The organism is Allobosea sp. CRIB-10 (assembly GCF_900112185.1).
Classification (GTDB): domain Bacteria; phylum Pseudomonadota; class Alphaproteobacteria; order Rhizobiales; family Beijerinckiaceae; genus Allobosea.
Window position 1 is genome coordinate 1 of sequence record NZ_FOKP01000012.1, and the last position, 12,635, is coordinate 12,635.

At 63.0% G+C, this 12,635-nt stretch carries 15 protein-coding genes; 12 read left to right on the forward strand and 3 right to left on the reverse strand.

The window, feature by feature from the left end:
- Positions 1-310: 310 nt before the first annotated feature.
- Entirely contained in the window at positions 311-1,747 is a 1,437-nt protein-coding gene (locus BMZ69_RS15790) for an ATP-binding protein (protein ID WP_092158243.1), read from the reverse strand.
- Positions 1,744-2,532 carry a response regulator gene (locus tag BMZ69_RS15795; RefSeq protein WP_348272476.1) on the reverse strand — a complete coding sequence of 263 codons (789 nt, stop codon included), beginning with the start codon at positions 2,530-2,532 and terminating at the stop codon, positions 1,744-1,746. Before BMZ69_RS15795 ends, BMZ69_RS15790 begins: the two co-directional genes overlap by 4 nt.
- A gap of 149 nt (positions 2,533-2,681) precedes the next feature.
- Between BMZ69_RS15795 and BMZ69_RS31170 the strand changes: the two genes are divergently transcribed.
- From BMZ69_RS31170 to BMZ69_RS15830, 8 genes are all read left to right on the forward strand, one after another.
- Positions 2,682-2,897 (forward strand): hypothetical protein, encoded by a 216-nt coding sequence (locus BMZ69_RS31170; protein WP_139219064.1) that lies wholly within the window; start codon positions 2,682-2,684, stop codon positions 2,895-2,897.
- Positions 2,898-2,950: 53 nt separating this feature from the next.
- Positions 2,951-4,417 carry a TolC family protein gene (locus BMZ69_RS15800; protein WP_244543392.1) on the forward strand — a complete coding sequence of 489 codons (1,467 nt, stop codon included), beginning with the start codon at positions 2,951-2,953 and terminating at the stop codon, positions 4,415-4,417.
- 20 nt (positions 4,418-4,437) lie between these two features.
- The gene (locus BMZ69_RS15805; protein ID WP_092158249.1) at positions 4,438-5,874 is read left to right on the forward strand and encodes a multicopper oxidase family protein; all 1,437 of its coding nucleotides are present in this window, start codon (positions 4,438-4,440) and stop codon (positions 5,872-5,874) included.
- A gap of 38 nt (positions 5,875-5,912) precedes the next feature.
- The gene (locus tag BMZ69_RS15810; protein ID WP_092158251.1) at positions 5,913-6,395 is read left to right on the forward strand and encodes a cupredoxin domain-containing protein; all 483 of its coding nucleotides are present in this window, start codon (positions 5,913-5,915) and stop codon (positions 6,393-6,395) included.
- A gap of 27 nt (positions 6,396-6,422) precedes the next feature.
- Complete coding sequence (locus tag BMZ69_RS15815; protein WP_044450591.1) at positions 6,423-6,701, forward strand: copper-binding protein; 279 nt, start codon at positions 6,423-6,425, stop codon at positions 6,699-6,701.
- Positions 6,702-6,945: 244 nt separating this feature from the next.
- Positions 6,946-7,179 (forward strand): hypothetical protein, encoded by a 234-nt coding sequence (locus BMZ69_RS15820; RefSeq protein WP_139219065.1) that lies wholly within the window; start codon positions 6,946-6,948, stop codon positions 7,177-7,179.
- A gap of 74 nt (positions 7,180-7,253) precedes the next feature.
- Positions 7,254-7,613, forward strand: coding sequence for a hypothetical protein (locus BMZ69_RS15825; protein ID WP_092158255.1), 360 nt, complete (start codon positions 7,254-7,256; stop codon positions 7,611-7,613).
- A 78-nt stretch (positions 7,614-7,691) separates the two neighbouring features.
- Positions 7,692-8,984, forward strand: a complete 1,293-nt coding sequence (locus tag BMZ69_RS15830; RefSeq protein ID WP_175506823.1) for a multidrug ABC transporter ATPase — start codon at positions 7,692-7,694, stop codon at positions 8,982-8,984.
- Between the two features lie 69 nt (positions 8,985-9,053).
- Here the strand turns inward: BMZ69_RS15830 and petA are convergent, their stop codons facing one another.
- A complete protein-coding gene (gene petA / locus BMZ69_RS15835) occupies positions 9,054-9,686 on the reverse strand; it encodes a ubiquinol-cytochrome c reductase iron-sulfur subunit (RefSeq protein ID WP_092158527.1) in 633 nt (210 codons plus the stop codon).
- On the opposite strand from petA, the gene BMZ69_RS15840 reads away from it, so the two are divergent.
- The 4 genes from BMZ69_RS15840 to BMZ69_RS15855 all read left to right on the forward strand — a co-directional run bounded on the left by BMZ69_RS15840 (position 9,673) and on the right by BMZ69_RS15855 (position 12,557).
- Entirely contained in the window at positions 9,673-10,251 is a 579-nt protein-coding gene (locus BMZ69_RS15840; RefSeq protein ID WP_244543393.1) for an ABC transporter permease subunit, read from the forward strand. The two genes, petA and BMZ69_RS15840, sit on opposite strands and share 14 nt — an antisense overlap.
- 40 nt (positions 10,252-10,291) lie before the next feature.
- Positions 10,292-11,359: an amino acid ABC transporter permease gene (locus tag BMZ69_RS15845; protein ID WP_244543394.1), complete on the forward strand. Its 1,068-nt coding sequence runs from the start codon at positions 10,292-10,294 to the stop codon at positions 11,357-11,359.
- A 98-nt stretch (positions 11,360-11,457) separates the two neighbouring features.
- A complete protein-coding gene (locus tag BMZ69_RS15850; RefSeq protein ID WP_092158529.1) occupies positions 11,458-12,174 on the forward strand; it encodes an amino acid ABC transporter ATP-binding protein in 717 nt (238 codons plus the stop codon).
- A 116-nt stretch (positions 12,175-12,290) separates the two neighbouring features.
- Positions 12,291-12,557, forward strand: coding sequence for a heavy-metal-associated domain-containing protein (locus BMZ69_RS15855; RefSeq protein WP_092158259.1), 267 nt, complete (start codon positions 12,291-12,293; stop codon positions 12,555-12,557).
- Positions 12,558-12,635: the final 78 nt, after the last annotated feature.

Consider the following 12,635-nt stretch of genomic DNA (forward strand, 5'->3'; position numbering starts at 1 on the left):
GTCGAAATGGCGGCCTTTGAACATCGAACGACTCCCACAATGCGGAGCAGCCATCATACCACAGCCAATCTCGTGCAGCAGTTTGCGACAGAGCCTCAACGGCTACCCTCAAAGCACCGTCGAAGACCTCATGCCATGGCGCTTCCGCAAAACCTCAACCCCAAATCCGTAGGGCACCGGCGGGGCGCTTACGGTCGACCTTCTCCAGGCGCGCCTGATCGGCGCGCAATGACCGCAAGCGTCAGCAGAAATGCGTCAGACCCGCTTTTCGTGACCGAAGCCCGCTTGTCGGCTTTTGCAGGGGGGCTAGCTAGGCAATCTGCCGCTGATGATCAGCTTGACCGACTGACTGGCCAGGCGAGGAACCACTCGGCTGGGCTCCGGTATCGCCCACTTTCGACATGGTGATCGTGACACATAGACCGCCGGTCGCGCGGTTGGCCAGTTTGATCTGTCCGCCGTGAGTTTGGATCACGGATGCTGCGATGGTGAGCCCCAAGCCGGTGCCGCCAGTCTGGCGGCCGCGGGATTCCTCAAGACGAACGAAAGGATGAAACACACGTCCCATATCGGCTTCCGGGATGCCGGGCCCTTCGTCCTCGACCGTGATGACGAGTTGATCATTGGCCTCGGCAATCATGACGCTGACTGTCTCGCCATATTTGATGGCATTGCCGATGATGTTGGAGAAGGCGCGCTTCAGGGACAGCATGCGTCCCAGAACCGGGGCGGATGTAAGCCCCGCCAGCGCGACGCAGTGCCCTTGGTCAATATGATCGTCGACGATCGTCTCGATGACCGAGGCGAGGTCAATCCGTCGGATCGCCTCGCTAGAGACCCCACCGCGCAGATATTCGAGCGTCGAATCGATCATAGCTTCCATCTCGCCGAGATCGCCATCGATGAGTACACGCGTAGGCTCATCGTCCAAGAGCTCGGAGCGGAGCCTGAGGCGCGTGATCGGCGTGCGCAGATCGTGCGAGACCGCTGCCATGGCTTGCATGCGCTCGGTGACGAGGCGCTGGATGCGTTCGCGCATGGTGTTGAAAGCGCGGGCTGCCCGGCGCACCTCAATGGGACCGTTCTCGGGAAGTGGTTGGGGCGTCTGATCAAGGCTGAAGCGCTCGGCCGCGACGGCGAGATCGCGCAGTGGTCGCGTCGCCCAGCGCAGCAGCAACAAGGCGACGACGACGATTCCGACGCCGAAGCAGATAGTGATTGCGACTACACTCCAGTCGATATGCTGGCTTGCTCCGAGGGCGGAGGACGAGAAGTTCACCCAGGAGCCGTCGGCCAGCCGGACTGAGACCAGCATCATGTGCCGGTAGGCATCAGCCTTTCCGCTTCCCAAAGCTCCGTCATCCGCAAAGCCGACCCGGAATGACTCCGTGGCGAGTTCGGGAGCCAGCTCCTTGAGCCGCGCCTCCATCATCTTGGCTCGCTCTGTCGCCTGTGCGTTGCCGAGCACCAGGCTGACCTTGCTCCAGTGCACTTCGAGGCTGGCGCTCGACAGATCATGCGCGACGCGATCGCGCTCCGGCGCGTCAGGAGTGCTCGCGATCGCTCGCTTGATCGAGACGACGCGCTCGGCAAGGCCGCGGTCGCGCGCCGCCGTCGCGAGGCTCTCGAAGCCGACACGATAGGCCCAGAAGCCGAGCAGGTGAAAAGCCAGCAGCGCCGCAACCAGGATCAGGATGGCGCGGCTGGCGACGGTGTCGGGCCAGACTCGTTGGGTGAGCGTCTTCAAGCGGAATGTCCTTCCCGCACGCGGACGTCGGACGCAAACAAATAGCCGGAGCCACGAACGGTTTTTATGAGGTGACCACCATTCGTCACGGCTTCAAGCTTGCGGCGCAGGCGGCTGATCTGGACGTCGATCGTGCGATCGAAGTGGGCACCGCTGGTCCGGGCCTTGGCGAACTGCATCAAGCTTTCTCGCGACAGGACGCGGTTGGCATGTTCAGCGAAGGCAACCAACAGGTCGAACTCACCGGTTGAGAGATCGATCAGCGTTCCCGCAGGCGACTGGAGCTCGCGCCGCCGCAGGTCCATCGTCCAGCCATCGAAGGTAATGACCTCGGTGGGTCGAGGCTCAGTCGCGCCGCGCGCCGTCCGGGACCGACGTAGGACGGCTCGAATGCGTGCCAGCAGCTCACGCGGACTGAACGGTTTGGTCACATAATCGTCAGCTCCGCCCTCAAGCCCGATGATCCGATCGCTCTCTTCGCTGCGGGCCGTCAGCATCACGATCGGCACCTGCGAGGTCGCGCGCACGTCGCGGCAGAGCTCGACGCCGGATCGGCCCGGCAGCATCAGGTCGAGGACGATCAGATCGATGGTTGTGCGAGCCAGGACATCCATCATCACGCGGCCATCCGGCGCTCCGGTGACCTCATAGCCGTGGCGCTGGAGAAAGCGGGTGACGAGGAGCCTGATCTGTGGATCGTCATCCACCACCAGAATATGCCCGTGATCATCGGCTACAGTCTTGATCGGATCCTGATCCATCTCGCGCGTGAGTTTCCTGAACAAACTTGTGTCTTCATGCTTTTGCCGTCTCGGCGATCGCAGAATAGCGCGCTTGTCGCGCCGCCGCCCGCGTTGCTTTGATACAATTTGTAACGGACACGGGCGGAAGAGCGCTGCTACCCCTATCTCGTGGAAACATAGGGAGCCGAATCGTGACGTTCGTGAAGGTGCCGTTCTTGGCAGGCATAGGATTGGCGTTGGGCGCCTGCTCCGCCACGGTCCCGGATCATCTGGCAAGACCGGCCGATCCGAACGTCCGCGTCCCCGCTGTCGCCTACCGCAGCGTGACCGCCGGCGCCGCGACTTTTCGTCCAACCGATCCGAAGGATTGGCGCGAACTCAACCGCCAGGTCGGGCCGAAATCATGACGCTGCCTGTTCGTCCAACCACTTCCCTTGCGCCATCGATCGAAAGGCCAGCCTTGACTGCTCCGACTGTGCCGAACGCCCGCCATCTGCTGCGTTGGGGCCTGCTCGCCGGCACGGCGGCCCTGCTCGGCGGCTGCGCCGGCTTCTCGCCCGATGGCGGCATGGCGCCGATCCAGGCCGCGGCGTATGCCGAAATCGGCAAGGACGTGACCAAGATCGGAGACGATCAGGCGGCGCTGACGGCCAAGGCGCGGGTCGACCAGCTCCTGCGCAAGCCGCTGACGGCTGACAGCGCCGTGCAGGTCGCGCTGCTCAACAATCGCGGCCTGCAGGCCGCCTTCAACGAGCTCGGCATCGCCGAGGCACAGATGGTCGCCGCCAGCCTGCCGCCCAATCCGCGCTTCGGGATCTCCAAGCTCTCCGGCCGTTTCGAGGTCGAGGTCGAGCGCCAGATCGTCGGCAGCCTGCTCGCGCTCATCACCTTGCCGGCCAGGGCCGAGATCGCCGGCGACCGCTTCAGGACCGCGCAGTTGCGGGCGGTCGAGGCGGTGCTGCGGCTCGCTGCCGACGCGCGGCGTCAGTATTATCGCTCGGTCGCCGCCAACGCCCAGGTCGCCTTCTATCAGGAGGCCAAGGCTTCCGCAGATGCCGCCTCCGAGCTGTTCAAGCGGCTCGGCGAATCCGGCGGCGTCAACAAGATCGACCAGGCGCGCGAGTTCGCTTTCGAGGCCGAATTGACAGTGCAGCTCGCCCAGGCGCGCCAGCAGCAATCTCAGGAACGAGAGCGCCTCGTGCGCCAGCTTGGGCTCTGGGGCGGTGACCTGAAGTTCAGGCTCGGCAGCCTGCCGCCGCTACCACGGCTGCAATCGGTGAAAGCGATCGAGGCTGAGGCTCTGCGCAAGCGCGTCGACATCCAGATCGCGCGCGCTGAGCTCGACACGCTGGCGAAATCGCTCGGCCTTGCCAATGCGACGCGCTTCGTCAACGACATAGACCTGCTCGGACGCCGTACCTATGACCGCGGCCGCAGCATCGGCGCAGATGGCCATGTCGAGCGCGAATCCAGCCGCAGCAGGACGCTGGAGCTGGAGATCGACATCCCGATCTATGATTTCGGCCAGTCCAAGGTGGCGCTCGCCGAACAGACCTACATGCAGGCCGCCAATAGGCTGGCGGAGAAGGCGGTCAATGCCCGCTCCGAGGCACGCGAGGCCTATACCGCCTACCGAGCCAATTACGACATCACCCGGCAGTACCAGAACAACGTCCTGCCGCTGCGCAAGATCATCCAGGAGCAGTCACTGCTGCAATACAGCGGCATGCTGAACGACGTCACCGATCTCATCACCGATGCGCGCAACCGCATCCTTTCGAATGTCGCGGCGATCAATGCCCGGCGCGATTTCTGGATCGCCCATACCGACTTCAAGCACGCGCTGATCGGCGGCGGCAGCGGAGGCGGCGGCTCGGCCACGGTAGCCGCAGCAGGCGGCGGCGATGCCGGCGGCGGCGGACACTGAGGGGCGGAAGGAGCGGAACAATGACCACGCTATCGCGCAGAGGCTTCATCGGCACCTCCGGCCTCGTCGTCGCCGCGGCCGGTGCCGTGTCCGGACGCACGGCCTTCGCCGCCGTGCCCGAGGCCCCGACCATGACCGAGGCGACGACGCAGGCGCCGCTGGTGCCGACGACGGGGCCCGACTACCAGCCGGTCGCGACGCTCAATGGCTGGACCTTGCCCTGGCGCATGAACGGCGACTGGAAGGAGTTCCATCTCGTCGCCGAGCCGGTGGTGCGCGAGTTCGCGCCCGGGATGAAGGGCTATCTCTGGGGCTATAACGGCCAGTCGCCGGGGCCCACGATCGAGGCGGTCGAAGGCGACAGGGTCCGCATCTTCGTCACCAACAAGCTGCCGGAGAGCACCACGATCCACTGGCACGGCCAGCGCCTGCCCAACGGCATGGATGGCGTCGGCGGCCTGAACCAGCCGCACATCCCTTCGGGCAAGACCTTCGTCTACGAATTCCAGCTGCGGCGCTCGGGCACCTACATGTACCACCCGCATTCGGACGAGATGGTGCAGATGGCGATGGGCATGATGGGCTTCTTCGTCGTCCATCCCAAGGACCCGGCCTTCCGCCGCGTCGATCGCGACTTCGTCTTCCTGCTCAACGCCTTCGACATCGAGCCCGGCTCCTATGTGCCGCGCGTCGCCGAAATGACCGAGTTCAACATGTGGTGCTGGAACAGCCGCGTGTTCCCGGGCATCGACCCGCTCGTCGTGGGCAAGAACGACAAGGTCAGGATCCGCTTCGGCAACCTGACGATGACCAACCACCCGATCCACATGCATGGCTACGAGTTCAAGGTCTCGTGCACCGATGGCGGCTGGGTCGATCCGGCCGCGGCCTGGGACGAGGTCTCGATCGACGTCGCTGTCGGCCAGATGCGCGCCTTCGACTTCGTCGCCGACGAGCTCGGCGACTGGGCGATCCATTGCCACAAATCGCACCACACCATGAATGCGATGGGGCATTCGGTGAAGAACTATATCGGTGTGAACAAGAAGGACCTGGCCAAGCGGATCGCCAGGATCGCGCCGGGCTATATGCCGATGGGCTCGAACGGCATGGGCGAGATGGGCTCGATGGAAATGCCGCTGCCGGAGAACACCTTGCCGATGATGACGGGCTTCGCCCAGTTCGGCCCCGTCGAGATGGGCGGCATGTTCTCGGTGGTGAAGGTCCGCGAGGGGCTGGCGAAGAACGACTACAAGGACCCCGGCTGGTTCAAGCATCCCGAAGGCACCGTCGCCTTCGAATACAAGGGCCAGAAGCTCGCCGAGGCGCCGCGCGGCACCTCCCCGGACAGCGGCCTCGAACCGACCGAATGGAAGGTCAAGGACCCGCGCAAGCCGAACCTCGGGCCGGACGGCAAGCCGCGCGCACCCGCAAAGAACCCGCATTCCAACCACTGAAATGGCGACGAAGTAAAAACCCACCTCTGGAGAGCTATATGAAGACTGCAACGTTCAAACTGGCTGCGATCGCACTTTTGATGTCGGCCGGAACCGTCTTGGCGGGCCCCGGCGGGGCCGGCCACGGCCATGGCGACGAGACCGCCTATGGCAAGCCCGGCGATCCCAAGAAGCCGGCCCGCCCCGTCCAGGTCGTGATGACCGAGAAGGACGGCAAAATGTCCTTCATCCCCGATCGGATCGAGGTGCGCCGCGGCGAGCAGGTGAAGTTCTCTCTGCGCAACAACGGCGAACTCGATCACGAGCTCGTCCTGGCGACGCTCGAGGAGAACCTCAAGCATGCCGTCGAGATGCAGAAGAACCCCGACATGGAGCACGACGACCCGAACGCCAAGCGCCTCGCCCCGAAGAAGACCGGCGAGATCGTCTGGGCCTTCACCAAGGTGGGGGAATTCGACTTCTCCTGCCTGATCCCCGGTCACCGCGAAGCGGGCATGACCGGCAAGATCATCGTCAAGTAAGCAACTTCTCAGCGAAAGGAGCGTCCCATGCTGAAGACTGCTGCCACCCTCGCATTCCTGATCGTCGCCCTGCCGGCCGCCGCCCAGTCGGTGAGCGGTACCGTCACCAAGGTCGACGAGCCCCAGGGCAAGCTCACCATCAATCACGGCGCGATCAAGAACCTCGACATGGACGCCATGACCATGGTGTTCCGCGCCAGCGATCCGGCCATGCTCAAGGGGCTCAAGGCCGGCGACAAGATCAAGTTCGACGCTGACCGCGTCAACGGCCAGATCACCGTCACCAAGCTCCAGAAGACCAAGTGATGCTCACATGCGGCAAGGCGCAAGTCGCCTTGCCGCATGCAGCTGCCGATGCCGATGCCGGCAAGCTGACCTAGCATAATCTCCGAGTGCCCTGTCGCAGTCGCCTCGACGCTCAAATGCCGATGAACTCGGCATGGGGCAGCGAGAGCGCGCCTTAGCCCCTGCGCCTTGTGTCCTCCTCGCCGTCACAGACTTGCCGTGGCGTGCAGACAGAATAGTTGAAAGGCGAGCCATGCGATTGGTCTTGCTGGTTGTTCTCGTCACTGTCGTTGCCGTTCACGTGCAGGCCGATGATGGCGATCTGCAGCGCGCGCTTGTCGAAGCGGCCTGTCCCAATGCCAAAGTCACGCGCCTCAAACCGATTGGCCAGAGTGAGGTCTTTGAGGCGAACTGCTTCGGCAGGCGTTTCAAGATCGTCTGCACGAACGGACGCTGCTCAGCACATCATCCACCTCATAGTCAGGATGATCCCGAATGAAGTCACACCCAGCAAAGCTCAGCAACTTCGGCAAAGGCCTTCGCAGGACCAGATTCCGCTCGAAGCGATCTCGAATGAGCACGCTATGGTCGCTTTGGGCTGTATCCGCTGCGGCGTTGTTTCTCGGCCAAGCCGAAGCTCAGACGGTCAAGATCGTCGGAATCGGCGCCTCAAGCTGTCAGTATTTCTTGCGAGAAACCAGCGGCAGGCCGGAAGTCGAAAAGAATTTCCTTGCTTGGGCACAGGGCTACATGAGCGGTTTGCTGTGGAGGGCCCCTCCGGGGAAGGATGAAGACCTGGATCTCATGCCAGAGGCTTATCCGCTTCTCAAACAGGCCGAGTTCTTGCGGAACTTCTGCGAACGCAATCCCGGTGCCGATTATAGCGATGGAGTGACCGAACTCTATCTCACCCTGCGCGCGCCCCCAAGCTAGGACGCGTAACAGCTCCAAGCGAAAGCCGGTGGCGCGGATAAGAAATTCATTGCGCCACCAAATGTTGAGTCGAAAGACGTGAACTCTACAATTCAATTTATCCATGACCTGGGTCACCGGATCATGGGCCTTGATTACCCGCATGGTCATTGGCTGATCAATATTGCGGCGGCGCTGTTGTTTGTTGTCGCGCCGGCATGGACGCTATGGATTGCTGTCCGATTTTTTCTTCGGCGCTTCTATGGCAGGCGCCGTCGTCGCGCGCGTTTGCGAGCAGCGACTGTGCGCGATGCCCATCGCCTAAACGTCGGCGATCGTGCCCGTTCGCTCGAGGCATACATCCTACGCGCTACGGCAAAGCCGCAGGCGAAACTCGTGATTATTTCGATCATGACGCTGCCAACGGCATGGCTTCTGCTCGAGATACCCAAGCACATTATCAATCACGCTCTCGCCGATGCCAGCGATAGCGGCCCCGTGGAGATGACCTTCCTGGGCATTCCGCTTGATCGCATGACGCTCCTGTTTGCGCTGTGCGCAGGCTACTTGGGAGCCCTGACGCTGAACGGGATGGTCAAGTACGCGGCTACGCGTAGCCGTGGTCGTGTCAGCGAACGCCTGGTTCGCAGGCTTCGGCTCGGAGTTTTACGTGGGGCCCGCGCCGGTATGACGGCCGAGCAGCGCGCGCACCTGTCTGCGGTGGTGGTCCAAGAGGTGGAGCCCATCGGGTATTTCGGCGGGAGCCTTGCCGTTGTTCCCGTCATTCAGGGTGGGGCTCTACTGACCAGCATCCTCTTTCTGATGATGCAGAATCCGGCCCTGGCTTTGGCGGCGCTGCTGATGCTCCCCCTGCAGCTCACCTTCTTGCCCGGCATGCAGAAACGGCTGAACGCGAAGGTGCGCGACAGGGTTCGTTCCACGCGAAGGCTTGGCGGACTTATGGTGTCAGACGGTTCCGATCCAAAATTTCTTGGCTCGCGGACTGAAGGCTGCCCATCGGACAAATCAATTTTACGTCGTCAGATGCAGATGACGGCGAGCCTGGAAAAAGTTCGGGTGGAAATCAGCGACCTGAAAGGCAGAATCAAGGGATTTTACAATTACACCTCCAACCTGACGCCGTTCTTTTTCTTCACCATCGGCGGCTATCTGGTTGTGAGGGAGCAATTGTCGCTCGGTGCGCTTGTTGCCGCTCTTGCCGCTTACCGCGAAATCTCGCCGGCTCTGCGCGAGCTGTTTGACTACATGCAGAACTGGTCTGATGCGAAGGCACGCTTCAGCGAGGTCACCAGGGCCATGGGCCAGGGTGCCGCTTCTCCGATACCGATCCGCTCCCAGATGTCCCTTCGTGGCGAGCGAATGGCGAGTTGAGCTCCGGTGACGGATCGCAGCTGTGCACGACTGAGACGAATGCGCAGCCGCCCGTGTCGCCGGCGCTCACTATCCGATCTGGACTCTGTCTTGCGTTAGAAACGTGTAGGGAGGAACGATCAGGTTCTTGGGCGCTGGCCTGCGACGCACGCGGCCCAGCGCGTCATAAACCGAGCCATGACAGGGGCAGAACCAGCCACCGTACTCGCCGCGAGGATCCCCGGTCTTCTGTCCGAGCGGTATACACCCGAGATGCGTGCACACTCCGACGACGATCAGCCAATCGGGACGCTGTAAGCGCCTCTCGACGGGTTCGGGGTCCAAAAGAGCGGCGGTGTCGTCCTTTTGGTCGCGAGCAATTTGCTCGGGCGTTCTTCGGACAATGAAAACCGGCTGACCGCGCCATTGGACGGTGATGCGCTGACCAGGCTCAATGGGCGCCAGATCAAATTCTGCGCTGGCGAGCGCGACCGTGTCGGCGCTCGGTTGGAATGAGGCAACCAGCGGCCAAAGGGAGAATCCTGCCCCCACCGCACCGGTAAAGCCGGTGGTCAGGTAGAGGAAATCTCTCCGTGTGGGTTCGGTATCCGAAACGGTCGACAATTCGCCCACCTCGATGCGCGGCTTCGTTGTTCCAGCCGCCCGCTTTGAAATCGATAGCGCAGGAGCTGCTCTGATCTTCGCCGCGATGCTGCTCGGCATCGTAGCCTGGCGTGCAGGTTCCCTTCGGCGCTTCCGGTCGGAGATCGCATGGGGAGCTGTCGCCTCACTACTGCTCGGCCTCTGGCTGGCCAATGTCGAATTCTCGATCGACTGGCCTGTCTTCACCGGCTCGAATTTCCGCGGCGGTCTCGAACTGACGCCGGAACTCAGCACGATCCTGATCGGCCTGACCATCTACACCACTGGCTTCATCGCCGAGATCGTGCGCGGCGGCGTGCTGTCGGTCGGCACCGGGCAGTGGGATGCCGGCCGCTCGCTCGGCTTGTCGCGCGCCAAGATCCTGCGCCTCATCGTGGTCCCGCAAATGCTGCGGGTGATCGTGCCGCCGCTCAATAGCCAGTACATCAACGTCGTCAAGAATTCGACGCTGGCGATCGCCGTCGGCTATCCGGATTTCCTCGCGGTGATGAACACGATCATCAGCAAGTCCAGCCATTCGATCGAAGGCGTCTTCATCATCCTGGGCGTCTATCTCGCCCTCAACCTGACCTTGTCGAGCGCGGCCAATTGGTACAATCGCCGCATCGCGATCGTGGAACGCTGAGACCGTGAAGACGATATCGCTCCCTCTCCCCGAGGCTCCTGTGCCGACGCGCGCATGGTCTGCGCTGCTCCCGGCTTCCTTGCGGCGGAGCGGCAAGCTCCTGTTCGGTTCGCCGCTGAATGCCGTCCTGACGCTGGTCTTCAGCGCATTAATCCTGGTTGCCGTGCCGCCCATGCTGCGCTGGCTCGTGCTCGACGCGGTCCTGTTCAACCCGGACCCTGCCGCCTGCCGCGCGGCGTCGGGTGCCTGCTGGAGCTTCATCTACGCCAAATCAGGGCAGCTGCTGTTTGGCATCTATCCGGTCGACGAGCGCTGGCGGCCCGCTCTGGTCTGCCTGCTGATCCTGGTGCTGCTCGGCTGGTCGGTTCGGCCGGCGAGCTGGACACCGCGGCTGGTCCGGCTGTGGGCGGTGGCGCTTGCGCTCATCGTCTGGCTGATGGGCGGTGGCCTGGGGCTCGAAGAAGTCCCGACATCGGCCTGGGGTGGCTTGCCGGTGACGTTGATCCTCACCGTCGTCGCCATCGGGATCGCCTTTCCGGTCGGCATCCTGCTGGCGCTAGCGCGCCGCTCTGCCATGCCCGTCGTCAGGATCGGGGCGGTGGTCGCAATCGAGTCGGTCCGCGGCCTGCCGCTGCTCTCGATCCTCTTCGTCGCCTCGATCATGTTGCCGCTCTTCCTTCCGGAGGCACTGCTGCCCGACAAGTTCGTGCGCGCCCTCGTCGCTCTGACGATCTTCGCGGCGGCCTATCTGGCCGAGGTCATCCGCGGCGGCCTGCAGGCGATCCCGAAAGGGCAATACGAAGCCGCCGCTGCACTCGGCTTGCCGTTCTGGCGGACGCAGTATCTCGTCATCCTGCCGCAGGCGATCAGGGTGGTGATCCCGGCCCTGGCGAACACCATCATCGTGATGATCAAGAACACCAGCCTGGTGCTCGTGGTTGGGCTGTTCGACCTGATCAGTTCGGGCAAGGCTGCTCTCGCAGATCCGGCCTGGCCGTCACCGGCGGCCGAAACCTTCCTGTTCATCGGTGCGATCTTCTTCGCGCTGTCCTTCTCCTTCGCCCGCTTCGCCGATTTCCTCGAGCGGCGCGGTCCCGCTGCTCATTAGGAGACGTCACTATGACCCTGGCCATGGCCGAAACCAGAATAGACCTTCGCCCTGCGGCGCTGAAGCCGACCTCGCTCAACACCGCGACGGCGGTGGAGATGATCGGCGTCAACAAATGGTTCGGCGAGTTCCATGTGTTGTGCGATATCAATCTCAAGGTCTCGCGCGGCGAGAAGCTGGTCATTTGCGGCCCGTCAGGTTCCGGCAAATCGACAATGATCCGCTGCATCAATCGGCTGGAGGAGCATCAGAAGGGCCAGATCATCGTCGACGGCACCGAGCTGACCAACGACCTCAAGAAGATCGACGAGATTCGCCGCGACGTCGGCATGGTGTTCCAGCACTTCAACCTGTTCCCGCATCTGACGATCCTGGAGAACCTGACGCTGGCGCCGATCTGGGTTCGCAAGATGCCCAAGAAGGACGCCGAGGAGATCGCGATGCACTATCTCAAGCGCGTCAAGATCCCCGAGCAGGCGTTGAAGTATCCGGGCCAGCTCTCGGGCGGCCAGCAGCAGCGCGTCGCCATTGCCCGCTCGCTGTGCATGAGCCCGAAGATCATGCTGTTCGACGAGCCGACCTCGGCGCTCGACCCGGAAATGGTCAAGGAGGTGCTCGACACCATGGTCTCGCTCGCCGATGAGGGCATGACCATGCTCTGCGTCACCCACGAGATGGGCTTTGCCCGCCAGGTTGCCGACCGCGTCATCTTCATGGACGCCGGCCAGATCGTCGAGATGAACGAACCCGACGAGTTCTTCAAGAACCCGCAGCACGAGCGCACCAAGCTCTTCCTCAGCCAGATCCTGCACTGAGGGCGGCGGTACTGGCCAGCGCGCGCACCTGATCGAGATCGAACGAAAGGTGCTTGACCTTCCCACGGTGGGAAGGCGCAAGTTGCGGCAACCGTCAACTATGGGACATTGCAGCTATGTGCTCCTGCCAGCAACATTCCGGAACCGCAGCCAAGGCAACCGGCGCGCCTGAGGGCGCGATCAGCTTTCGCGTCGAAGACATGACCTGCGGCCATTGCGCCGGCACGATCAAGAAGGCGATCGAGGATCAATTGCCCGGAGCCGCGGTCACCGCCGACCCGGCTTCGAAACTCGTCAGCGTCGTCGGAACGTCCGACTTCTCCGCTATCAAATCGATCGTGACGGGCGCTGGATATACGCCCAGCCCGGACCGCGTCGGCTGATCGCGGATGGCCAGCGTGAACCCGCCGGCCGCTCATGCATTGGCAAGGTAGGGGGCAAGGGGAGCAAGGCGGCGATCC